We start from the raw sequence: 23,101 nt of genomic DNA on the forward strand, positions 1-23,101 counted from the left end.
TGGTCGCACCCCCTCGGGGTGCCGCCGGCGGGCCGTCGCCGTTCTGGCAGGATCGCGGCGTGCCAGCTGCGCTCCCGTCCGCCGTCCTCTGGGACCTCGACGGCACCCTGGTCGACACCGAGCCGCTCTGGATCGCCGCGGAGCACGAGCTCGCCGCGGAGGTGGGCGGCACGTGGACGACCGAGGACGCCCTGCAGCTCGTCGGGTCCAACCTGATCGTCGCGGGGGAGATCCTGCAGCGGCACTTCGCGACCTCGATGACCCCGGTCGAGATCGTCGACTTCCTCCTGACGAGGGTCGGGCGCGGTCTGACCGGTGGCGCCGCCCCGTGGCGTCCTGGCGCACGCGAGCTCGTGCTCGCCTACGCGGACGCGGGGGTGCCGCAGGCGCTCGTGACGATGTCGTACGCCGTGCTGGCCGACCCGATCGCGGCATCCCTCCCGCTGGCGGCCGTCGTGACGGGCGACCGGGTGACGCGCGGCAAGCCGCACCCCGAGCCCTACCTCACCGCCGCGCGGATGCTCGACGTGCAACCGGCGGCCTGCCTGGCCGTGGAGGACTCCGAGACCGGCGCGACATCGGCGACCGAGGCGGGCTGCCAGGTGCTGGCCGTGCCCCACATGGTGGGTGTCGCGGCCCATCCGCGACGTCGGGTCGTCACGACGCTCGAGGGTCTGACGCCAGCGTCGGTCTCCACCCTGTTCGCGGACCTCGACGCCTAGAACGCCGGTTCACTCCACGCGGAAGGCGGGCATCGGCAGGACCGTGCCGCCGCCCTCGGGGCAGTGCTCGCGATGGGCGCAGAACCGGCACAGGCCGCTGGGCCTCGGGCGGAAGTCGCGCGACTCTAGTGCGGCACCGACGGCGCCCCAGATGGCCCGGAGCTTGCGCTCGGTGGCCAGGAGGTCGGCCTCGGTGGGCACGTAGCGCAGGACCTGGCCGTCGCCGAGGTACATGAGCTGCAGGAGCGACGGCATGACGCCCCGGGTGCGCCAGACGACCAGCGCGTAGAACTTCATCTGGAAGAGCGCCTTGTCCTCGAAGCGCTCGCCCGGGGACCGGCCGCTCTTGTAGTCGACGATGCGGATGCGGCCGTCCGGGGCCACGTCGATGCGGTCGACGATGCCGGCCAGCACGAGCTGCTCCTCACCCTCGGCCCCGAGCTGGCCCTCGACCCGGACCTCACGCTCGGCGGGCTCGAGCGTCTGCGGGTTCTCGAGCCTGAAGTACGCATCGAGGAGCGCGTCGACCGAGGCGAACCAGGCGTCACGGTCGGGCGTGCGCTCCGGGAAGAGCGCGACCAGGCGGGTGTCGTCGGCGAGCACTCGCTGCCAGGCAGCCTCGACCGAGGCCTTCGCGGCCTCGGGCGTGCGTCCGGCCGCGGGGAGGTCGTACAGGTCTTCGAGCACGGCATGGACCAGGGTGCCCCGAGCCGCCACCGCCGACGGGGGCTCGGGGAGGCGGTCGATCGTGCGGTAGCGGAACAGCAGCGGACACGTCAGGAAGTCGGATGCACGACTGGGCGACAGGCGGCGTCGCACCACGATCTCGTCAGCGTCGGCCACCATGGGCAGCACGGTATCCGGCCGGACCGACAGACCGGAAAACGCCGGGGTGCTCACGATAGGTTGGGCCCATGTCGACCTCGGGCACGATCAGCCTCGGGAAGGTGTGGTCCGTCCCGGTCCGCGTCCGCCCCGGAGCCGTGCTGATGGGAGTCGTCCTGGTGGCGCTCTTCGCCCCCCGGCTCGACGACGCCGGCTTCGGCCAGCCCTGGCTGGTCGCGGTCCTGGCCGTCGCCTCGCTGTACCTCTCGGTGCTCCTGCACGAGATCGCCCACGTCGCCGCGGCGCGTCACTACGGGCTCCCGGTCCACTCGGTCACGCTCCACCTGCTCGGCGGCGAGACACTGCTCGAGTCCGACAGCGCGACGGCCCGCCAGGAGCTGGTCACGTCCATCGCGGGTCCCGTGGCCTCGGCCGTCGTCGGACTGGCCGGCCTCGGCGCCGGTGCGGTCCTCGCTCCCGGCAGCAACGCCGAGGTGCTGATGACCCTCGGGTGGATCAACGTGCTCGTGGCGGGCATCAACATGCTGCCGGCGCTGCCGCTCGACGGAGGGCGGGTCGTGCGGGCGATCGCCTGGGCGGTCACGGGCAGCGAGCGCAGTGGCATCGTGGTCGCGGGGTGGACGGGTCGGATCGCCGGGCTGGCCAGCTTCGGCCTCGGTGCCTGGCTCTTCCTGCAGGGCGGGCGGACCGCGTGGATCGACCTCGCCCTCTGCACCCTCGTCGGCCTCTTCCTGTGGGCCGGCTCCTCGCAGTCGCTGCGCATCGCCAACCGCGCGGCCCGCATCGAGCGCCTCCACGTCCGCCGGATGTTCGACTCGTCCCAGCCCGATCCGGAGTGGCCTCGCCTGGCCGTCGACCTGCGGGGCGACGCGCTGCTGCGCGCGATGAGCAACCAACCCGCGGAGTCGTACGCCGTCGTCGACGACGACGGCCAGGTGCTCGGCACGCTCCGCACCCGCACCGTCAACCGTGTCTACCGAGTGGGAGCCCGACGATGACCAGCCCCGTGAACGCGCCGATCTGGACCCGACGCGGACCCTTCGCCGAGGGGGAGTGGGTCCGGCTCAACGACGCCAAGGGACGCAAGCACAACATCCAGCTCGTCGTCGGCAAGGAGTTCTCCACCAAGAAGGGCCAGATCCGCCACGACGACATCATCGCCAGCCCCGAGGGCATCGTGATCGAGGCGTCGTTGGGTGGCGAGTACCAGGTGTTCCGTCCCCTGTTGTCGGAGTACGTCGTCTCCATGCCCCGCGGGGCCGCGATCATCTACCCCAAGGACGCCGCGCAGATCGTGACCTGGGCCGACATCTTCCCGGGCGCTCGGGTCGTCGAGGCCGGCGCTGGGTCGGGGAGCCTGACCGCCTGGCTGCTGCGGGCCGTCGGGCCCGAGGGCCACGTCGGCTCCTACGAGATCCGCGAGGACTTCGCCGAGATCGCCCGGAAGAACGTCACCCAGATCGCGGGGGACCACCCGGCGTGGACGCTCACGGTGGGTGACGTGCGCGAGGTCGTCGCCGAGAGCGAGATCGACCGGCTCATTCTCGACATGGTCGACCCGTGGACGTGCGTGCCGCTCGCCGCCGAGCGACTGGTGCCGGGTGGCGTCGTGTGCGCCTACGTCGCCACCACGACCCAGCTGTCGCGCTTCGTCGAGACGCTGCGCGAGCACGGCGAGTTCACCGAGCCGCGTTCGTGGGAGACGCTGGAGCGCGACTGGCACACCGAGGGACTCGCGGTCCGCCCGGCGCACGGCGCCGGCTCGCACACGGCGTACCTCGTGACGTCGCGACGCATGGCGCCCGGCCAGCGGGCCCTGGCCAAGACGCGTCGTCCGGCACCCGGTGCCTACGGCCCGGACTACACCGGCCCACGCCCGGCGGGCCTCCCGGACCTCTGACCCGGGCACCTCGCGTCGCGTCACACGCCGACGTGAGTTCGACACAGTGCTGCAACGTCCCCCGGGGTAGTGTCGAGCCCACGAGCTGGAGGTGTCACATGCCCGATGACGATGCACGTCCCACGAACGACTCGCACGGTGCCGCTTCGGCGGCTGCCGAGGCGGAGCTGGCCTACCTGCGCACGGAGATCGACCACCTGCGTCGGCGCCTGAGCGGCGACGTCTCCGCCGATTCGCGCCTGCGGGAGATCGAGGCGAAGCTCGCCGCCACCTCGGCGCAGAACGAGCGGCTCACCAGCACCCTGCGCGAGGCTCGCGACCAGATCGTGACGCTCAAGGAGGAGGTCGACCGGCTCGCGCAGCCGCCGACCGGCTTCGGCACGTTCCTCCAGCTCAACGACGACGAGTCGGTCGACGTCTTCACGGGCGGTCGCAAGATGCGCGTCAACGTGAGCCCCGCGGTCGACCGTGAGTCCCTGCGCCGTGGCCAGGAGGTCATCCTCAACGAGGCCATGAACGTCGTGCTGGCCCTGGAGTTCGAGCAGACCGGCGAGGTCGTGCTGCTCAAGGAGATCATGGCCGACGGCGAGCGCGCGCTCGTGCTCGGCAACGCCGACGAGGAGCGCGTCGTGCGCATCGCGGCCAGCCTGGCCGACGTCCGGCTTCGCGCCGGTGACTCGCTGCTGCTCGACAGCCGCTCGGGCCACGTCTACGAGCGCGTCCCGAAGAGCGAGGTCGAGGAGCTCGTCCTGGAGGAGGTGCCCGACGTCGACTACGCCTCGATCGGCGGGCTCGGCAACCAGGTCGAGATCATCCAGGACGCCGTCGAGCTGCCGTACCTGCATCCCGAGGTGTTCGTCGAGCACGAGCTGAAGCCGCCGAAGGGCATCCTGCTGTACGGCCCTCCGGGCTGCGGCAAGACCATGATCGCCAAGGCCGTCGCGGCCTCGCTGGCGCGCAAGGTCTCGGAGCGCACCGGCGAGGAGGGCCGCAGCTTCTTCCTGAACATCAAGGGCCCGGAGCTGCTCAACAAGTACGTCGGCGAGACCGAGCGGCACATCCGCCTGATCTTCCAGCGGGCCCGTGAGAAGGCCAGCGAGGGCACGCCGGTCATCGTCTTCTTCGACGAGATGGACTCGCTGTTCCGCACCCGCGGATCCGGCGTCTCCAGCGACGTCGAGAACACCATCGTGCCGCAGCTGCTGAGCGAGATCGACGGTGTCGAGGGGCTCGGGAACGTGCTCGTCATCGGTGCCTCGAACCGCGAGGACATGATCGACCCGGCGATCCTGCGTCCGGGCCGGCTCGACGTCAAGATCAAGATCGAGCGCCCCGACGCGGAGGCCGCCCGCGACATCTTCAGCAAGTACCTGACGTCGCGTCTGCCGCTGCACGCCGACGACCTCGCCGAGTTCGGCGGCGACCGCGACGCGTGCGTCGCCGGGATGATCCAGCGCACCGTCGAGCGGATGTACACCGAGACCGAGGAGAACCAGTTCCTCGAGGTCACGTACGCCAACGGCGACAAGGAGGTCCTGTACTTCAAGGACTTCAACTCCGGCGCGATGATCCAGAACATCGTCGACCGTGCCAAGAAGATGGCCATCAAGGACCTCCTGTCGGCGCAGCAGCACGGCATCCGCGTCCAGCACCTCCTGCAGGCGTGCGTCGACGAGTTCAAGGAGAACGAGGACCTGCCCAACACGACCAACCCCGACGACTGGGCGCGCATCTCCGGCAAGAAGGGTGAGCGCATCGTGTTCATCCGCACGCTGGTGTCGGGCAAGTCCGGCGGGGAGCCGGGGCGCTCGATCGACACCGTCGCCAACACGGGGCAGTACCTGTAGGTGGCGCTGGACATCACGGTCGCCTCGTACGGGGGCGACGACGCGAAGCTGCTGACGGCCGAGGTGCAGGCCGAGTACGGCCGACGGTACGGGGGAGACGGCGACATCTCGCCGATCGAGCCGGCACAGTTCGACGCGCCCGACGGCCGGTTCGTCATCGGGTACCTCGACGGCGAGCCGGCGGCGTCCGGCGGGTGGCGGCGTGGAGGGCCCCGTGGCACGACCGACGCCGAGATCAAGCGCATGTACGTACGCCCCCAGTTCGCCCGGCAGGGCCACGCCAGGGCCGTGCTCGCCGAGCTGGAGCGCTCGGCCCGCGAGGCCGGCATCACGCGCCTGGTGCTCGAGACCGGACTCGCGCAGCCGGAGGCGATCGCGCTCTACACCTCCAGCGGTTACGAGGCGATCGAGCCGTTCGGCTTCTACGCCGCCTACGACGACTCCGCCCACTACGGGAAGATCCTCTGACCCGGCCCGTACGCTGACCCCATGACGGTCCGCCGGGTCCAGGGCAGCGAGGTCGAGTACGGCATCGCGGTGCAGGGCCAGCCCCACGCCAACCCGATGGTCACCTCGACGCACGTCGTCAACGCGTACGCCGCGGCGCACGACCTGACGCGGCGCGCCCGCTGGGACTTCGAGGAGGAGAGTCCGCTGCGCGACGCGCGCGGTTTCGACCTGAGTCGCGGCGACGCCGACCCGTCGCAGCTGACCGACGAGGACCTCGGGCTCGCCAACATCATCCTCACCAACGGGGCGCGGCTCTACGTCGACCACGCCCACCCGGAGTACTCCAGCCCGGAGGTCACGAGCCCCCGTGACGTCGTGGTCTGGGAGAAGGCCGGGGAGGAAGTCATGCGGTCCGCGGCGGAGCTCGCCGGACGCATCCCCGCGAACGGCACGATCGTGCTCTACAAGAACAACATCGACAACAAGGGCGCCTCGTACGGCTCGCACGAGAACTACCTGATGAACCGGTCGGTGCCGTTCGAGCAGATCGTCACGCACCTCACGCCGTTCTTCGCCTCCCGCCAGATCGTGTGCGGAGCCGGTCGGGTCGGCCAGCAGCAGGACGGCAGCGTCCACGCCTTCCAGATCAGCCAGCGCGCCGACTACTTCGAGGTGCCGGTCGGGCTGGAGACGACGTTGAAGCGGCCCATCATCAACACCCGCGACGAGCCGCACGCCGACGCCCGCAAGTACCGGCGCCTGCACGTCATCATCGGCGACGCCAACTGCTCCGAGACCTCGATCTACCTCAAGCACGGCCTGGCCTCGCTCGTGCTCTCCCTGGTCGAGGCGGGGCAGACCGTCACCGACCTGACGCTGGAGAACCCGGTACGGGCGCTCCACCAGATCTCCTACGACCCCACGCTGCGCACCGCCGTGACGCTCGCCGACGGCCGCACCATGACGGCACTGGAGCTGCAGGGGGAGTACCTCACCCGCTCGCGCGACTTCGTCGACCGCCAGGGCGACGCCGATCCGCAGACCCTCGACGTGCTCGACCGCTGGGAGAGCGTGCTGACCCGGCTCGCCCAGGATCCGATGGACCTCGCCACCGAGCTCGACTGGGTCGCGAAGCTGGCGCTGCTCGAGCGGTACCGCGAGCGCGACGGACTCGACTGGGACCACGCGAAGCTTCACCTGGTCGACCTGCAGTACCACGACGTCCGGCCCGAGCGGGGCCTGTTCCACCAGCTCGTGCGCACCGGTCGCATGCAACGCATCGTCGATCCCGCTGAGATCGAGGCCGCCGTCCAGGCGCCACCCACCGACACGCGCGCCTACTTCCGCGGCAAGTGCCTCCAGCACTTCGCCGCCGACATCGCCGCGGCCTCCTGGGACTCGGTCATCTTCGACCTGCCGGGCTACGCCTCCCTGCAGCGCGTGCCCACGCTCGAGCCGCTGCGGGGCACCCAGGAGCACGTCGGTGCGCTGTTCGACTCCGGCCCGACGGCGACCGAGCTGTTCCGGGCACTCACGACCGGCGGCTGACCGCGTCCCGACGCCTCGGGTTCGTCACGCGCCCGCAACCGTTCTGGGTCTAGGGTGAAGACATGTCCGAGCAGCAGCACAGGAGCAACCGTCCGGCCAAGGACGACGAGCAGCAGGTCGACGCCGCCCCGGTCGACTCCGAGGCCAAGGCCAAGCTCGACGACGACGTCGACTCGATCCTCGACGAGATCGACGACGTGCTCGAGGATAACGCCGAGGAGTTCGTGCGCAGCTTCGTGCAGAAGGGCGGGCAGTGATGCTGCCCGATGCCTTCCGCACGGCAGGATCGGCCTCGTTCTCGGAGTTCCTCACCCAGCACGCCCCGGACCAGCTGCCGGGTGCCGGACGGGACGGAGCACCCCTCGAGCGCACCGGTGCCCTCGACGGCGTCACGCACGGCACCACGATCGTCGCCGCGACGTTCCCCGGGGGCGTGGTCATGGCCGGCGACCGCCGCGCCACGATGGGCAACGTCATCGCGCAGCGTGACATCCAGAAGGTCTTCCAGACCGACGAGTACTCCTGCGTCGGCATCGCCGGCACCGCGGGCCTCGCGGTCGAGATGACGCGCCTGTTCCAGGTCGAGCTCGAGCACTACGAGAAGATCGAGGGCTCGGTGCTGTCCACCGAGGGCAAGGCCAACCGCCTCGCCACCTTGATCCGGGGCAACCTCGGGATGGCGATGCAGGGCCTCGCGGTCGTGCCGCTGTTCGCGGCCTACGACCTCCACCTCGGCGTCGGCCGCATCTTCGCGTTCGACGTCACGGGCAACCGCAACGAGGAGCGCACCTTCCACTCGGTCGGGTCGGGCTCGCTGTTCGCCCGCGGCTCGCTCAAGAAGCTGTACCGCGACGACCTGTCTGAGCGTGACACCGTCACCGCCGCCGTCCAGGCGCTGTACGACGCGGCCGACGACGACTCGGCCACCGGCGGGCCCGACCTGGCTCGACGCATCTTCCCGATGGTCGCCGTCATCACCGCCGACGGCTTCCGGGCGTACGCAGACGACGAGACCGCGGCGATCGCCGACCAGATCGTCGCCGCCCGACTCACCGCGCCGGACGGCCCGTCCGCGCCGCTGATCTGACGAAGGGAGCGGCACCATGACCCAGCAGTTCTACGTCTCGCCCGAGCAGCTCATGAAGGACCGGGCCGACTTCGCCCGCAAGGGCATCGCCCGTGGCCGGTCCGTCACCGTGGTCCAGTACGCCGGCGGCATCGTGTTCGTCGCGGAGAACCCGTCGCAGGCGCTGCACAAGATCAGCGAGATCTACGACCGCATCGGGTTCGCCGCGGTGGGCCGGTACAACGAGTTCGAGAACCTGCGGATCGCGGGCGTGCGCCTGGCCGACCTGCGGGGGTACTCCTACGACCGTCGCGACGTCACCGCCCGGGGCCTGGCCAACGCGTACGCCCAGACCCTCGGCACGATCTTCTCCTCCGGGGGCGAGAAGCCGTACGAGGTCGAGCTGTTCGTGGCCGAGCTCGGCACGGAGTCGTCGGGCGACCAGATCTACCGCCTCACCTACGACGGTTCCGTGGCCGACGTGCGGGGCTGGGGCGTCATGGGCGGCACGACCGAACCGGTCGAGCAGTGGTTCACCGACCACTTCACGGCCGATCTCGACCTCGGGTCCGCGCTCCGGCTGGCCCGGACAGCCCTCGGCCACGACGACGCCGCGCCGCGCGAGGTGCCGGCCGAGTCGTTGGAGGTCGCGGTGCTCGACCGCTCACGCGGTCAGCTGCGCAAGTTCAAGCGTCTGACCGACGCCACCGTGGCCGAGCTGCTCGAGGGGTAATCGACATGGACCGGCGCATCATGGGCATCGAGAACGAGTACGGCGTGACCTGCTCGTTCAAGGGCCAGCGCCGCCTGTCGCCCGATGAGGTCGCGCGCTACCTGTTCCGGCGCGTCGTCTCCTGGGGTCGCAGCAGCAACGTGTTCCTGCGCAACGGCTCGCGGCTCTACCTCGACGTCGGCAGCCACCCCGAGTACGCCACGCCCGAGTGCGACGACGTCGCCGAGCTCGTCACGCACGACAAGGCGGGGGAGCGCATCCTCGAGGGCCTGATGCTCGACGCGCAGCAGCGGCTGCGCGACGACGGCATCGAGGGCGACATCTACCTGTTCAAGAACAACACCGACTCCGCCGGCAACTCCTACGGCTGCCACGAGAACTACCTCGTGACCCGCAGTGGCGAGTTCAGCCGGATGGCGGACGTGCTGATCCCGTTCCTGGTCTCGCGGCAGATCATCTGCGGCGCGGGCAAGGTCCAGCAGACCAGCCGCGGCACGATCTTCTCGGTCAGCCAGCGCGCCGAGCACATCTGGGAGGGTGTCTCGAGCGCCACGACCCGCTCGCGTCCCATCATCAACACCCGCGACGAGCCGCATGCCGACGCCGAGCGGTTCCGTCGCCTGCACGTCATCGTCGGCGACTCCAACATGAGCGAGACCACCACGCTGCTCAAGGTCGCCACGACCGAGCTCGTCCTGCGCATGATCGAGGCCGGCGTCACGATGCGCGACCTCACGCTCGACAACCCGATCCGGGCCATCCGTGAGATCTCGCACGACATGACCGGGCGCACCAAGGTCCTGCTCGCCAACGGACGCGAGCTCTCCGCCCTGGAGATCCAGGCCGAGTACTTCGGCAAGGCCGCCGAGTTCGTCGACCGCCAGGGCCTCACCGACCCCGTCGTCCACCGTGCTCTCGACCTCTGGGAGCGCACCATCAAGGCCGTCGAGTCCGAGGACCTGTCGCTCGTCGAGCGTGAGATCGACTGGGTCATCAAGCTGCGGCTGCTGGAGCGCTACCGCACGACCCACGACCTCAGCTGGAGCGACCCACGCATGGCCCAGCTCGATCTGGCCTACCACGACATCAGGCGCGACCGCGGTCTCTACTACCTGCTGGAGCGCAAGGGGGCCGTCGCCCGGGTCACCCGGGACCTCGACGTCTTCCGCGCGAAGTCCGTTCCGCCGCAGACCACGCGGGCCAGGCTGCGCGGCGAGTTCATCAAGCGGGCCCAGGAGCGGCGCCGCGACTTCACGGTCGACTGGGTGCACCTCAAGCTCAACGACCAGGCCCAGCGCACCGTGCTGTGCAAGGACCCGTTCCGCTCGGAGGACGACCGCGTCCAGCGGCTCATCGACGGCATGTGATCGCGCCTGGTCGGGCCGTGCGGGTTGATTGGCTAGGGTGGGCCTCGCTCTGTCGTCGATGGCGCTCCCGTGCGCTGATACCCGAGGTTCCTCCGTGCGCCGCAACACCGTTCTCGCCCTGTCCACCGTGGTGGTCATGGCGGTCGTCGCCGCCCTCCTGATCGTGCTCACCCGCGGTGGCGACGACGGCATCTCCGGGGTCACCGTCAGCGACGGCGACGTCCCGACGATCACGGTCGACCAGCCCGTGGAGATCGAGTCGGGCGACCCTGAGGTCTCGACCCTCGAGGAGGGCGACGGACGCAAGGTGGCCGAGGGCGACTACTTCCGGGCCAACTACATCTTCGCGGACGGCGAGGACGGCGAGCAGCTGGAGTCGTCCTACGAGCCGGCGGCCGAGGGCGCCCCCGCGGCGTCGGTCGTCTTCGAGATGACACCGACCGACGAGGCCGCGTCGCCGTCGGCACCCGGCCTGCCCGGCGGTCTCGTCGACGCGCTGGCCGACACCACGGTCGGCTCGACCGTGCTGGTCGCGCTCACGGCGGAGGACTTCTTCGGCGCCGACGTCTACGAGCAGGCCGAGGCCCAGGGCGGGGTCGACCAGCTGCCGTACACCAAGGACCAGGTCCTGCTGTTCTACCTCGACATCGAGGACTCGATCGACACGCAGGCCGACCCGGCGCCGAAGGGCGACGAGACCGACGTGCCCGCCGGGGTCCCGGCCCCGGTGGTCGACGGTGACGGTGTCGCGAGCCTGGACGGCTCGACGGCGACGGGCCCGGCTGCGGACGGTGTGTTCCCGGTCATCACCGGTGACGGCGACACCGTCGAGGCCGACGACTTCGTCTATGCCAACTACGTCGGCCAGATCTACCCGTCGGGCGAGGTCTTCGACTCCTCGTTCGAGCGCGACGAGCCGTCGCTGTTCTCCCTCACCGGGGTCATCCCGTGCTGGACCAACGAGCTCGCCGGCCAGACCGTCGGGTCCCGCGTCGTCCTGACCTGCACGTCCGAGAGCGCCTACGGCGCCGGTGGCGGGGCCGGCGGCGCCATCCCGCCGAACTCGCCGCTGACGTTCGTCGTCGACATCGTCGCCACCATCTGAGACGAGGACCTCGTGGCCGAGCGCAAGTCCGAACGGTTGATGAACCTCATCTTCCTGCTGCTCTCCACGCGCCAGTTCCTGACCAAGGACCAGGTGCGGGCGGCGATCGAGGACTACCGCGACTCCGGCGACGAGGCCTTCAACCGGATGTTCGAGCGCGACAAGGGTGAGCTCCGCGACCTGGGGATCCCGCTCGAGATCGGGAGCTTCGACCCCCTCCACGAGGACATGCAGGGCTACCGCATCCCGCGCGATGCCGCCGAGCTGCCCGAGCTCGAGCTCACGGCCGAGGAGTCGGCCGTCATCGGCCTCGCGGCGCAGGTCTGGGAGCACGCCGGACTGGCGGGTCAGTCGAGTGATGCACTGATCAAGCTCAAGGCCGCGGGGGTGGCGATCGACACCAGTGCGGTGCCCCTGGCGCAGCCGCGCATCCCGGCCGCGGAGCCGGCGTTCGACGCCGTGTGGGAGGCCGTCCGGGCGCACCAGCCGATCCGGTTCTCCTACGGCCGCACCGGCGAGACCCCCACCGAGCGCCATCTCCAGCCGTGGGGCGTGCTGTCCTGGCGCGGCCGGTGGTACGTCGGCGGACACGACCTCGACCGCGGTGAGCCCCGACTCTTCCGGGTCTCCCGCATCCTCGGCGAGGTCCGCACGGCGGGTCCGGCCGACTCCTACAGCGTTCCCGAGGGCGTCTCGGTCCGTGACCTCGCGGCGTCCTTCACCACCAACGACCCCGTGGGCGAGGCCGTGCTCCACGTGCGTCGCGACCGCGCGCTCCCGCTGCGCCGGCACGCTCTGGCGGTCACGCGGCTCTCCGACGACCACGACGAGGTCGTCGTCGGGTACCGCTCGACGTGGGAGCTGGCCACCTCGGCCGCCTCCTTCGCTCCGCACGTCGTCGTGGTGTCCCCGCCCGAGGCCCGCACGCTCGCGATCGAGGTCCTGAGGTCGGCCGCGCAGGCCAACGCCGACGACGAGGCGTACGCATGAGGCCGTCCGCGCGCGACGTCCAGCGTCGCCTCGCGCTGGTGCCCTACCTCCAGAGCAAGCAGGGCGTGTCGGTCGACGAGGTCGCGCGCGAGTTCAACGTGAAGGCGCGAGTCATCCGCAAGGACGTCGAGCAGCTCATGATGACCGGTGTCGGCGCCCACGGCGGCGAGCTCATCGACATCGACCTGTTCGCGTTCGAGGACGACGACCGCATCTACATCTCGAACGCCGACTTCATGACACGGCCCATGCGGATCAACGGCGGTGAGGCCGCCGCGCTGATCGTCGCGCTTCGCGCACTGCGGGACTCGGCCGGAGACGTCCACACCGACGTCGTCGACTCGGCGCTGACCAAGCTGCAGGGCGCCGTCGGAGGGCAGACTGCCGAGTCCGTGGCCGTGGTCGTCGAGCCGGTCGACCACGGCGTGCTGGGCGCCGTGCGCCGGGCGCTCGGCGCCGGCCGCCGCCTCGAGATCGTCTACACCACGGCCTCACGCGATGCGGTCTCCACCCGGCAGGTCGACCCGATCGCGACGTTCGTGCGCGACGGCCACGAGTACCTGGACGCCTGGTGCCACTCGGCCGGCGGCCAGCGCTTCTTCCGCCTCGATCGGATCGAGCGGGCGGAGGTCCTCGACGTGTCGGTCGAGCACCAGGCCGTCGTGCCGCGACGCGGTGACGGCGGGTTCTTCAGCTCCGGCGAGGACAGTCTCCAGGTCGAGCTCGAGATCGCGCCGGCCGCCCGCTGGATCGTGGAGTACTACGACGCCACGGTCGTCGACGACTCCCACGACGTCTGGCGGGTCTCGCTCCTGGCCGGCGACGAGGCCTGGGTGCGGCGGCTGGCCCTGCGGGCCGGCGGCTCGATCCGTGTGCTGGCACCGGAAACCATCCGCACCGAGGTGACGGACCACGTCCGCTCAGCGCTGGCGGCGTACGATGGACTCACGTCCGCAACCGAGGAGTACTGATGTTCAAAGGTATCGGCGCCCCCGAGATCCTGCTGATCCTGGCGGTGGTGCTGCTGTTCTTCGGCGCCGCCAAGCTCCCCGAGCTCGCCCGCGGCTCCGGTCGCGCCCTGCGTATCTTCAAGTCGGAGATCAAGGAGCTCGAGGACGACGACAAGAAGCGCGCCAGTGACACGGAGGCGTCGTCCGACACGGGGTTCGACACCGGGTCCGACGCCGACGAGCGCCGGACGCGTCAGGTCGAGATCACGCGCGTCGACGGTCCCGACGACAAGTCCTGATCCGCCTTGGGGCGGAAGAAGGGTGCCGACGTGGCGCCCAGCGGAAGCATGCCGCTCCTGGAGCACCTGCGTGAGCTGCGCACGCGACTCCTGCGCGGCGTCCTGGCGATCGTGGCAGCGACCGTGCTGGGCTTCGTCTTCTACGAGCAGCTCCTGGCGTTCCTGACCGAGCCGTACCGCGGGATCGAGCCCGACCTCGCCGCCCAGGGGATCGACACCAACCTCGTCATCACCGGGGTCGGCGGCGCCTTCCAGTTCCAGCTCAAGATCGCGCTCGTGGCCGGCATCGTGCTGGCCAGCCCGGTCTGGATCTGGCAGCTGTGGGCCTTCGTCCTGCCGGCCCTGCACCGTCACGAACGACGCGGGGCCCTCCTGCTCACCGGCATCGGCGTCCCGTTGTTCCTGGCGGGGGTCGCCCTGGCCTACGTCATCCTCCCGAAGGCGATCCTGCTTCTGATCGGCTTCGTGCCCGAGGGCTTCGAGAGCCTCGTCAGCGGTGCGGAGTACTACGACTTCATCATCCGGATGATGCTGGTGTTCGGGGTCGCGGCCGAGATCCCGCTCGCCGTCGTGCTGCTGAACCGGCTGGGCGTCGTGAGCGGCCAGGCCCTCGTCCGCGCCCGTCCGTGGACGATCGTCGGCATGTTCGTCTTCGCCGCCATCGCGACGCCGAGCACCGACCCGCTCACGATGCTGTTCCTCGCCATCCCGATGACCCTGCTGTACTTGGTGTCCGAGACCATCGCCCGTGTGAGCGACCGGCGCCGCGCGAAGGCGGTGCCGGAGGTCCCCGACGACGAGGCGTCACCCCTGTGAGGCACGCCGCCCTCGTCGTGAACCCGGTCTCGGGCCAGCGTCGGGGTGAGGCCATCGGCGAGGTGGCGACCCGCCGCCTGCGAGACGCCTCCTGGACGATCGACCGGGTCACCGGCGACGACGTGCCGGCCGTGCGCTCCTCGCTGCGCACGCTGCTCGAGGCGGGTGCCGACACCGTGGTCGTCATCGGGGGAGACGGGGCGCTCCACGGGATCCTCGACCTGGTGGTCGAGTTCGACGCGACCCTCGGCCTGGTGCCGGCCGGCACCGGCAACGACCTCGCGCGCGGGCTGGACCTGCCGTACCGCGACCCCGAGGCCTGCCTCGACCTGCTGCTCGCGAGTCCTCCTCGCCGCATCGACCTCGCGCGGGTCGACGACGGGCAGCACCGACGCCTCGTGGCCACGGTCGTCGCCTCGGGGTTCGACTCCAAGGTCAACGAACGCGCCAACGCCATGACCTGGCCCCGCGGCAACCTGCGCTACACGATCGCGATCCTCGCCGAGCTCCGGGCCTTCGCTCCGGTGCCGTTCTGCCTGGAGCTGGTCGACGCCGCTGGACAGACGCGCCGCGTCGACACCGAGGCGATGCTCGTCGCGGTCGGCAACGGGCCCTCGTTCGGTGGTGGCCTGCGCATCGCGCACGGCGCCGTGCTGGACGACGGCCTGCTCGACGTCTGCCTGATCCGCCCGGTGAGCCGGTCCCTGCTGGTCCGCACGTTCCCCAAGCTGCGGCGGGGCACGCACGTCTCCCTGCGCGAGTTCGAGCGTCTGATGGTGCGCTCCGTCCGCGTCGACGCGCCCGACATCGTCGGCTACGGCGACGGTGAGCGCCTCGGGCCGCTGCCGGTCACGATCGAGGTCGTGCCCCGCGCCCTCGCGGTGCTCGCGCCTGCGCGCGTCGGCTGACCCACCTGCGTACGCCCTTCCGTAGTCTGGGGGCATGCCCAGTCCGTCGGAGGCCTACGCCCGGTCGCGGGCCGAGCGTCAGTTCCCGCACCTCACCGAGTTCCGCGGCCACCACACCTTCCCGCTCGACGACTTCCAGGTCGAGGCGTGCCGGGTGGTCGAGACCGGACAGGGCGTCCTGGTCGCGGCTCCCACCGGTTCGGGCAAGACGATCGTGGGTGAGTTCGCGGTGCACCTCGCCCTCGCGACGGGCCGCAAGTGCTTCTACACGACGCCCATCAAGGCGCTCTCGAACCAGAAGTTCCACGATTTCGGCGACCGCTACGGCGTCGAGAACGTCGGCCTGCTCACGGGTGACAGCAGCATCAACGGTGACGCCCCGATCGTGGTCATGACGACCGAGGTCCTCCGCAACATGCTGTACGCCCGGTCGCGCACCCTCGAGGGCCTCGGGTTCGTCGTGATGGACGAGGTGCACTACCTCGCCGACCGCTTTCGCGGTGCGGTGTGGGAAGAGGTCATCATCGGCCTGCCGGAGTCGGTCAGCATCGTCTCGCTGTCGGCGACGGTCTCGAACGCCGAGGAGTTCGGCGAGTGGCTCACCGAGGTGCGCGGTGACACCGTCACGATCGTCGAGGAGCGCCGCCCGGTGCCGCTCCACCAGCACGTGCTCGTCGGACGCAAGATGTTCGGCCTGTTCGAGGAGGGCGCCGCCAGCCCCGAGGGCGGCCCGGTCGTCAGCCGCCAGCTCGAGCGGTTCGCCCGCGACGACTGGCAGCTGAGCCGGATGCAGAAGGGGCGCCCGAAGAAGGGCGGCCACCGACCGCGGACGCGCCACACCACCCCGTCGCGCCTCGACATCGTCATGAAGCTGGAGCAGGAGGGCCTGCTCCCCGCGATCGACTTCATCTTCAGCCGCGCCGGCTGCGCCGCGGCCGTGCAGCAGCTCCTCGACGCCCGGGTCATGCTGACGACCCCCGAGGAGCGGGTCGAGATCGAGAGCTACGTGGACGAGGCGTGCGCCCACCTCCCTGACGAGGACCTGCACGTCCTCGGCTTCCACGAGTTCCGCGAGGCCCTCGGACGCGGCATCGCCGCGCACCACGCCGGCATGCTGCCGACGTTCAAGGAGTGCGTCGAGCACCTGTTCAGCCTGGGCCTGGTCCGGGCCGTCTTCGCCACGGAGACGCTCGCGCTCGGCATCAACATGCCGGCCCGGTCGGTCGTGATCGAGAAGCTCAACAAGTGGAACGGGGAGGCGCACGTCGACGTGACGGCAGGGGAGTACACCCAGCTCACGGGTCGCGCCGGGCGTCGCGGCATCGACATCGAGGGCCACGCGGTCGTGCTGTGGCAGGCCGGGTTCGACCCGCGGCAGGTCGCCGGGCTCGCCTCACGACGCACGTATCCGCTCAACTCCTCGTTCCGCCCGTCGTACAACATGGCGGTCAACCTCGTGGCCCAGGTGGGTCGCAAGACCGCCCGCGACCTGCTCGAGCAGTCGTTCGCCCAGTTCCAGGCCGATCGTGGCGTCGTCGGGCTCGCCCGCCAGATCCACAAGGCCGACGAGGCCCTGGAGGGATACGTCGAGGGCGCCACCTGCCACCTGGGCGACTTCATGGAGTACGCCGACCTCAGGCGCCAGATCGGCGACATCGAGAGCGAGGGCTCGCGCGCCCGCAAGGCTCGGGCGCGCGAGGGCGTCGCGTCGTCGTTGCTCGCCCTGAAGCGGGGCGACATCATCGAGATCCCTCGCGGCAAGTGGGCCGGCTCGGCCGTCGTGCTGGACCCGGGCCACGCCGCCGACCGCGAGGGTCCGCGTCCGTTCGTGCTCACCGAGGGGCGTCACGCGCGACGCCTCGCGTCGGTCGACTTCAGCGGCCCGGTCGAGCCGCTCGGGCAGATGCGCGTGCCCAAGAACTTCAATCCCCGCAGCCCGCAGTCACGGCGCGAGCTCGCCACGACGCTGCGCAGCCGCGTGCCCCTGCGTCGCGACGCCGTGGAGCGGCAGGGTCGGTCGCTGCACACCGGCGGCACCGGACCGACCGACGAGGACCCGCGCGTCACCGAGCTGCGGCGGCTCATCAAGTCGCACCCGTGCCACCAGTGCCCCGACCGCGAGTCGCACGCCCGGTGGGCCGAGCGGTACCAGCGGCTCGAGAAGGAGACCCTGCAGCGCCGGCGCACGATCGAGCAGCGCACCAACACGGTGGCCCGTGAGTTCGACCGGGTCTGCGAGGTCCTCGACGAGCTGGGCTACCTCGAGGGCGACACCATCACCGACACGGGACGGCGCCTGCAGCGGATCTACGGCGAGCTCGACCTGCTCATCAGCGAGTGCCTCAACCAAGGCGTCTGGAACGGCCTCACGCCGGCCGAGCTCGCCGCCGTCGCGAGCGGGCTCACGTACACCTCGCGCAACGCCGACGACACTCCGCCGCCGCAGTTCGTGACGCAGCGGTCGCGCGACGTCGCGCACCAGATGGGCGAGATCCATCTGGATCTCTCCGCCCTGGAACGACGCCACCGGCTGCGATTCCTGCGCGATCCGGACTTCGCCTTCGCCCAGGGCGTGGGTCTGTGGGCCGACGGCGCACCCCTGCACGAGGTGTTGAGCATCACCGGCCTGGCCGCCGGCGACTTCGTGCGGTCGATCAAGCAGCTCGTCGACACCCTGGCGCAGATCGCCGTCGCCGCGGGCGACGACTCGGCGATGCGCAGCACGGCGCGGCGTGCCCTCGACGGCCTGCGCCGCGGCGTGATCAGCTACAGCTGAGCGAGCAGACGCACGACGGGGCTGTCGACGCCCCACCGCGCCCCGAACGCGCGCAGGCCCTCGGGGTCGGCCGCGGGCCGGGGCGACGGGACCTCGACCGCGAGGTCCTGACGCACCGCCACGACCGTGCGTGCCGCGTCGACGTAGTCGCGGGAGTCGAGCAGCGACGTGCGCGGCCGGGGCTTGATCGACGAGGTGTCGTCGTCCGCCGCCGCCAGGATGGCGTCGAGGTCCCCGAACTCGTTGACGAGCGTGGCAGCGGTCTTCTCGCCGATCCCGGCCACGCCGGGGAGTCCGTCGGACGCGTCGCCCCGCATCACCGCGAAGTCGACGTACGCCTGCGGCTCGATGCCGTACTTGCTGCGGATCCAGGCCGCGTCGACCGTGTCGAGCTTGGCCACGCCGCGCGCCGTGTACAGGACCCGCACGTCACGGGCGTCGTCGACCAGCTGGAAGAGGTCCCGGTCGCCGGTGACGATGTCGACCGGGCCGTGCCACCGGTGCGCGAGGGTGCCGATCACGTCGTCGGCCTCGGCCTCCGGCGCACCGATCACGGGGATGCCGGCGAGCGCGAGCGCCTCCGCGATCAGGGGCACCTGGGGAGCCAGGTCGTCGGGCGTCTCCTCGGAGTCCGCGCTGCCGTCGGCGAGCCGCTGGGTCTTGTAGCTCGGCACGAGGTCGACGCGCCACTGGGGCCGCCAGTCGTCGTCCCAGCACGCCACGACCGCCTCGGGCGCGTCCTCGCGCCCGATCAGCGTCGCGGTGAAGTCGATCATCCCGCGCAACGCGTTGACGACCGTGCCGTCCGGCGCCTTGAGGGAGTCGGGGATGCCGAAGAACGCGCGGTAGTAGAGGCTCGCGGTGTCGAGGAGCAGCAGACGTCCGGCCATGGACCGATCCTAGGCGTCAGCGCGCGTGAACCGTGTCGTGCGGCGCTCGGTACGCTCGGGGGATGCAGCGACTGGAGCGTGCCCGAGACCTCGCCGCGGCGGCCGACATCGACGCCCTGCTCGTGACCCCGGGGGCCGATCTGCGCTACCTCACCGGATATGCGGCCAAGCCGTTGGAGCGCCTGACCTGTCTGGTCGTCCCGGTCTCGGGCAGCCCGTTCCTCGTCGCCCCGAACCTCGAGGTCGCAGCGGCCGAGGCGGCCGGTGTGGAGCTCGAGATCGTCGGCTGGAACGAGACCGACGACCCGTTCGCGATCCTCGCGTCGCGCCTCGGCGAGGTCACGCGGCTCGCACTGGACGACGAGATGTGGGCCTCGCGCGTCCTGGCGCTTCGCGACGTCGTGCCGACCGCCGAGCAGGTCCTCGCCGGGCCGGTGCTGACGGAGCTGCGCATGCGCAAGGACCCGGCCGAGGTCGACGCGCTCCGGGTCGCCGGCGCCGCGATCGACCGGGTCCACTCCCGCATGGCCGAGTGGCTGCGGCCCGGCCGCACCGAGCGCGAGGTCGGCCACGACATCGCGCGGGCGATCGTCGACGAGGGGCACGAGAGCGTCGACTTCGTGATCGTCGGCAGTGGCCCGAACGGCGCCTCGCCCCACCACGAGGTCTCCGACCGTGTCATCGAGGTCGGCGATCCCGTCGTGGTCGACATCGGCGGCACGACCCCCGCGGGCTACTGCTCCGACAGCACCCGCAACTACCTGGCCGGCGGCTCGGTGCCCACCCTCTACCGCGAGGCGTACACCGTGTTGCACGAGGCCCAGGCGGCCCAGCGAGCCCACGCACGACCCGGCGTCACGGCCGAGTCGGTCGATCGCGTGGGTCGTGACCTCATCGCGGCGGCCGGCTTCGGCGAGCTCTTCATCCACCGCACCGGCCACGGCATCGGTACCCAGACCCACGAGGAGCCGTACATCGTCGAGGGCAACGCGCTGGTGCTCGAGCCCGGCATGGCCTTCTCGATCGAGCCCGGCATCTACCACCCCGGTCAGTTCGGGGCCCGGATCGAGGACATCGCGATCTGCACGGCCGACGGTCTCGAGGTCCTCAACGACACCGAGCGCCAGCTCGTCGTGCTGGACTGACGGCGCGCCCGTGACCTTCCGGCTCGCTGCGCCCCTCGTCGTCCTCTCCGGGGTCCTGTCCTCGTTCGCGTTCGAGCCGCTGGCGCTGCCCTACGCGATGGTGATCGGGGTGGCCGTGCTCTTCGGCGTGCTGCGCGCCGTGCCCGACCTGCGGGGGCGCAGCGTCTATGCCCTCGGCGTGCTCTGGGGCCTGGCCTTCTTCGGGCCCCTCATCTGGTGGATGCGCGCCGTGAGCGACGGCGCCTACGTCGGCCTGGTCATCGCCGAGGCCCTGCTCCTCGGGATCGTGGCGCTGCCGCTCCGGTCCGTCGCCCGTCTGGCCGCCTGGCCGGTGCTGATGCCGGCCGTCTGGCTCCTCGGCGAGCAGGTTCGCGGGTCGTTCCCGTTCTCCGGGTTCCCCTGGGGCCGCCTCGTGCACACCGCGCTCGACACGCCACTGGAGTCCTGGGTCCGCCTCGTCGGCCTCCCGGCCACGTCGTTCCTGCTCGCCTGCCTGGCCGCGGCCCTCGTGCTGGTCGCCGACCGCGCGGCTCGCCACCGCGCCGTCGCGCTCGCAGGGTTCGTCGGCGCCTTCGTGCTCGGCGCGCTGCTCCCCGTGGGGCTGTCCGGACCGTCAGAGGGGCAGACTGCGCGGTTCGCGCTGATCCAGGGCGACACCCCGGGGGAGTTCCTCCAGTGGCCGCCCGGGGCGATCTTCCAGCTGCACGCCGACGAGACCCGACGACTCGTCGAGCGGGTGGAGGCGGGCGACACCGAGGCGCCGGACGTGGTGCTCTGGCCCGAGAACTCGACCGACACCGATCCGCGCAACCGGCCAGAGGAGAGCGCTCAGCTCGATGCGCTCGTGCGGGACCTCGGTGTCCCGATCCTGGTCGGCGGGCTCCTCGACGGGCCCACGGTCGACACCGTCGAGAATGCCGGGCTGGTCTGGACCGCGGACGGTCCGGGCCAGAAGTACGTCAAGCGCAAGCCCGTGGCCTACGGCGAGTACGTCCCGTTCCGCGACGCCCTGGGCAGCCTGGTGCCCAGGATCGACCGCGACATCCCGCGCGACATGGTGGCCGGCGAGGAGCCGGGCGCCTTGACGATCAACGGCGTCCGCGTCGGCGACACGATCTGCTACGACATCGCCTTCGACGGCGTCGTCGACCAGGCGATCGCCGACGACGCCCAGGTCCTCGTGGTCCAGACCAGCAACGCGGCGTTCACCGGAACGGCCCAGCCCGAGCAGCAGTGGTCGATCTCCCGGCTCCGCGCCATCGAGACGGGACGGTGGGTGCTCGTCCCCTCGACCAACGGCATCTCCGGCGTGATCGACGCCGACGGCGACGTGGTCACGCGCGCGCCGCTGCGGCAGCCCGCCACGATCGAGACCGACGTGCCGCTGGCCGACGGCACGGCGCCGTCGGCGCACCTGGCACGCCCCCTCGAGCTGCTCCTGCTGGCCCTCGGTGTGGTGGGATGGGGACTCGCCATCGTGACGAGACGACGGGAGGGCACGACGACGTGAGCACGTTGGTCGTCGTGCCGACCTATGACGAGGCGGAGTCGCTGCCGCGGCTCCTCGACGGTCTGGCCGTCCACGCCCCGTCCGTCGACGTGCTCGTGGTCGACGACGCGTCACCCGACGGCACGGGCCTCGTCGCCGATCGCCTCGCCCGCCGCGACGACCGGGTCCACGTGCTGCACCGCCCCGCCAAGGAGGGGCTCGGCGTCGCGTACCGCGCCGGCTTCGCCTGGGCCCTGGCCCGGGACTACGACGTCGTCGTCGAGATGGATGCCGACGGCTCCCACCGTCCACAGGACCTGCCGACCCTCCTGGCGCGCATCGCCCACGAGGACGCCGACGGGGCGCCCCACCTGGTGCTCGGCTCCCGCTGGGTGCCGGGCGGCGGCGTCGTGAACTGGCCGTGGTACCGCAAGCTGATCTCCCGGGGCGGAACCTGGTACGCCCAGAAGGCGCTCGGCCTGTCGGTGGCCGACGTGACGGGCGGGTTCCGCGCCTTCCGACGCACGACGCTGGAGCGTCTCCCGCTCGACGACGTGTCGTCGCAGGGCTACTGCTTCCAGGTCGACCTGGTGAGGCGGGTCCTCGACGCCGGGATGACGGTGGCGGAGGTGCCCATCACGTTCGTGGAGCGTACGCAGGGGCGCTCGAAGATGAGCGGTTCGATCGTGCGCGAAGCCCTGTGGAAGGTGACCCTCTGGGGCTTCGAGCGCCGGGTAGCGCGGTCGAGGACCGCGCTGACCCGACGCCCCTAGCTCAGCGGCGCGCGGCCGCCTTCTTGGTACGGCGGTGCAGGTGCGGGGGACCGATCTCGCCGGCCCGCAGCAGCTCGATGCGCTCGGTGAGGATCTCCTCGAGCTCGTCGACGGAGCGACGCTCGAGCAGCATGTCCCAGTGGGTGCGGACGTGCTTCTCGTCCTTCGCCTCCGGCTCGGCGCCGTCGACGAGACGGCCGACGATGCCGGACTTCGGGTCCTCCCACTGCAGGGGGACCTCGGCCTCCTCGGACATCGTGACGGTGAAGGTGCGGCCGTCGGGCAGGACGTACGCGACCTCCTGCCGCGGCGCCATCTCGACACCGCGCTCGTCCTCGAAGCTCTGGGCACCCAGTCGCGCACCGCGCAAGGCACGTTCAGCCATGATCGGACTCCTCTCGTGTCGTCTCTTCCTCAACGTACGGCAGGACTGTGAGATTCCCCTGAGCAGCCGGAGAGGAGGAGTGATCCGGTCCCGTGA

Annotated in this window: 23 protein-coding genes; 20 read left to right on the forward strand and 3 right to left on the reverse strand. The window is 71.0% G+C overall.

Features of this window, described 5'->3' with window-relative positions:
• The first annotated feature begins 59 nt into the window (after positions 1–59).
• Positions 60–722 (forward strand): HAD family hydrolase, encoded by a 663-nt coding sequence (locus V6S66_RS07800; protein WP_334206181.1) that lies wholly within the window; start codon positions 60–62, stop codon positions 720–722.
• A 9-nt stretch (positions 723–731) separates the two neighbouring features.
• On the opposite strand, the gene V6S66_RS07805 is transcribed toward V6S66_RS07800, so the two are convergent.
• Entirely contained in the window at positions 732–1,568 is an 837-nt protein-coding gene (locus V6S66_RS07805; RefSeq protein WP_334206182.1) for a RecB family exonuclease, read from the reverse strand.
• A gap of 68 nt (positions 1,569–1,636) precedes the next feature.
• On the opposite strand from V6S66_RS07805, the gene V6S66_RS07810 reads away from it, so the two are divergent.
• The 16 genes from V6S66_RS07810 to V6S66_RS07885 all read left to right on the forward strand — a co-directional run bounded on the left by V6S66_RS07810 (position 1,637) and on the right by V6S66_RS07885 (position 18,323).
• Complete coding sequence (locus V6S66_RS07810) at positions 1,637–2,566, forward strand: site-2 protease family protein (RefSeq protein ID WP_334206183.1); 930 nt, start codon at positions 1,637–1,639, stop codon at positions 2,564–2,566.
• Positions 2,563–3,468 (forward strand): tRNA (adenine-N1)-methyltransferase, encoded by a 906-nt coding sequence (locus tag V6S66_RS07815; protein WP_334206184.1) that lies wholly within the window; start codon positions 2,563–2,565, stop codon positions 3,466–3,468. Before V6S66_RS07810 ends, V6S66_RS07815 begins: the two co-directional genes overlap by 4 nt.
• A 98-nt stretch (positions 3,469–3,566) precedes the next feature.
• Positions 3,567–5,315 (forward strand): proteasome ATPase, encoded by a 1,749-nt coding sequence (gene arc, locus V6S66_RS07820; protein WP_334206185.1) that lies wholly within the window; start codon positions 3,567–3,569, stop codon positions 5,313–5,315.
• Complete coding sequence (locus V6S66_RS07825) at positions 5,316–5,783, forward strand: GNAT family N-acetyltransferase (protein WP_334206186.1); 468 nt, start codon at positions 5,316–5,318, stop codon at positions 5,781–5,783. It begins immediately after the preceding gene.
• Positions 5,784–5,804: 21 nt separating this feature from the next.
• Positions 5,805–7,313: a depupylase/deamidase Dop gene (gene dop / locus V6S66_RS07830; RefSeq protein WP_334206187.1), complete on the forward strand. Its 1,509-nt coding sequence runs from the start codon at positions 5,805–5,807 to the stop codon at positions 7,311–7,313.
• 62 nt (positions 7,314–7,375) lie between these two features.
• On the forward strand, positions 7,376–7,570 hold the full coding sequence (locus V6S66_RS07835) for a ubiquitin-like protein Pup (protein ID WP_334206188.1): 195 nt from the start codon (positions 7,376–7,378) through the stop codon (positions 7,568–7,570).
• The gene (gene prcB, locus V6S66_RS07840; protein ID WP_334207239.1) at positions 7,570–8,400 is read left to right on the forward strand and encodes a proteasome subunit beta; all 831 of its coding nucleotides are present in this window, start codon (positions 7,570–7,572) and stop codon (positions 8,398–8,400) included. Before V6S66_RS07835 ends, prcB begins: the two co-directional genes overlap by 1 nt.
• Positions 8,401–8,416: 16 nt before the next feature.
• Entirely contained in the window at positions 8,417–9,112 is a 696-nt protein-coding gene (gene prcA / locus V6S66_RS07845) for a proteasome subunit alpha (RefSeq protein WP_334206189.1), read from the forward strand.
• A gap of 5 nt (positions 9,113–9,117) precedes the next feature.
• The gene (gene pafA, locus V6S66_RS07850) at positions 9,118–10,479 is read left to right on the forward strand and encodes a Pup--protein ligase (RefSeq protein WP_334206190.1); all 1,362 of its coding nucleotides are present in this window, start codon (positions 9,118–9,120) and stop codon (positions 10,477–10,479) included.
• A 94-nt stretch (positions 10,480–10,573) separates the two neighbouring features.
• Positions 10,574–11,584 (forward strand): FKBP-type peptidyl-prolyl cis-trans isomerase, encoded by a 1,011-nt coding sequence (locus tag V6S66_RS07855; RefSeq protein ID WP_334206191.1) that lies wholly within the window; start codon positions 10,574–10,576, stop codon positions 11,582–11,584.
• Between the two features lie 12 nt (positions 11,585–11,596).
• Entirely contained in the window at positions 11,597–12,574 is a 978-nt protein-coding gene (locus V6S66_RS07860) for a helix-turn-helix transcriptional regulator (RefSeq protein ID WP_334206192.1), read from the forward strand.
• The gene (locus V6S66_RS07865; protein WP_334206193.1) at positions 12,571–13,545 is read left to right on the forward strand and encodes a helix-turn-helix transcriptional regulator; all 975 of its coding nucleotides are present in this window, start codon (positions 12,571–12,573) and stop codon (positions 13,543–13,545) included. Before V6S66_RS07860 ends, V6S66_RS07865 begins: the two co-directional genes overlap by 4 nt.
• Positions 13,545–13,823, forward strand: coding sequence for a Sec-independent protein translocase subunit TatA (gene tatA, locus V6S66_RS07870; RefSeq protein ID WP_334206194.1), 279 nt, complete (start codon positions 13,545–13,547; stop codon positions 13,821–13,823). Before V6S66_RS07865 ends, tatA begins: the two co-directional genes overlap by 1 nt.
• Positions 13,824–13,853: 30 nt before the next feature.
• Positions 13,854–14,639, forward strand: a complete 786-nt coding sequence (gene tatC, locus V6S66_RS07875; protein ID WP_334206195.1) for a twin-arginine translocase subunit TatC — start codon at positions 13,854–13,856, stop codon at positions 14,637–14,639.
• Positions 14,636–15,547: a diacylglycerol kinase family protein gene (locus V6S66_RS07880; RefSeq protein ID WP_334206196.1), complete on the forward strand. Its 912-nt coding sequence runs from the start codon at positions 14,636–14,638 to the stop codon at positions 15,545–15,547. The genes tatC and V6S66_RS07880 overlap by 4 nt, the downstream gene beginning before the upstream one ends.
• Before the next feature lie 34 nt (positions 15,548–15,581).
• Positions 15,582–18,323 (forward strand): DEAD/DEAH box helicase, encoded by a 2,742-nt coding sequence (locus V6S66_RS07885; RefSeq protein ID WP_334206197.1) that lies wholly within the window; start codon positions 15,582–15,584, stop codon positions 18,321–18,323.
• Here V6S66_RS07885 and V6S66_RS07890 read toward each other — a convergent pair.
• Positions 18,314–19,213, reverse strand: coding sequence for a 5'-3' exonuclease (locus tag V6S66_RS07890; RefSeq protein ID WP_334206198.1), 900 nt, complete (start codon positions 19,211–19,213; stop codon positions 18,314–18,316). The two genes, V6S66_RS07885 and V6S66_RS07890, sit on opposite strands and share 10 nt — an antisense overlap.
• Positions 19,214–19,275: 62 nt before the next feature.
• Between V6S66_RS07890 and V6S66_RS07895 the strand changes: the two genes are divergently transcribed.
• The 3 genes from V6S66_RS07895 to V6S66_RS07905 are packed head-to-tail and all read left to right on the forward strand — an operon-like array spanning position 19,276 to position 22,620.
• Positions 19,276–20,358, forward strand: coding sequence for a M24 family metallopeptidase (locus tag V6S66_RS07895; RefSeq protein WP_334206199.1), 1,083 nt, complete (start codon positions 19,276–19,278; stop codon positions 20,356–20,358).
• Positions 20,359–20,368: 10 nt separating this feature from the next.
• Positions 20,369–21,868, forward strand: coding sequence for an apolipoprotein N-acyltransferase (gene lnt, locus V6S66_RS07900; RefSeq protein WP_334206200.1), 1,500 nt, complete (start codon positions 20,369–20,371; stop codon positions 21,866–21,868).
• A complete protein-coding gene (locus V6S66_RS07905; protein WP_334206201.1) occupies positions 21,865–22,620 on the forward strand; it encodes a polyprenol monophosphomannose synthase in 756 nt (251 codons plus the stop codon). Before lnt ends, V6S66_RS07905 begins: the two co-directional genes overlap by 4 nt.
• Position 22,621: 1 nt before the next feature.
• Here V6S66_RS07905 and V6S66_RS07910 read toward each other — a convergent pair whose 3' ends face one another.
• The gene (locus V6S66_RS07910) at positions 22,622–23,005 is read right to left on the reverse strand and encodes an RNA polymerase-binding protein RbpA (RefSeq protein ID WP_334206202.1); all 384 of its coding nucleotides are present in this window, start codon (positions 23,003–23,005) and stop codon (positions 22,622–22,624) included.
• Positions 23,006–23,101: the final 96 nt, after the last annotated feature.

Source organism: Aeromicrobium sp. Sec7.5 (assembly GCF_036867135.1).
GTDB lineage: Bacteria > Actinomycetota > Actinomycetes > Propionibacteriales > Nocardioidaceae > Aeromicrobium.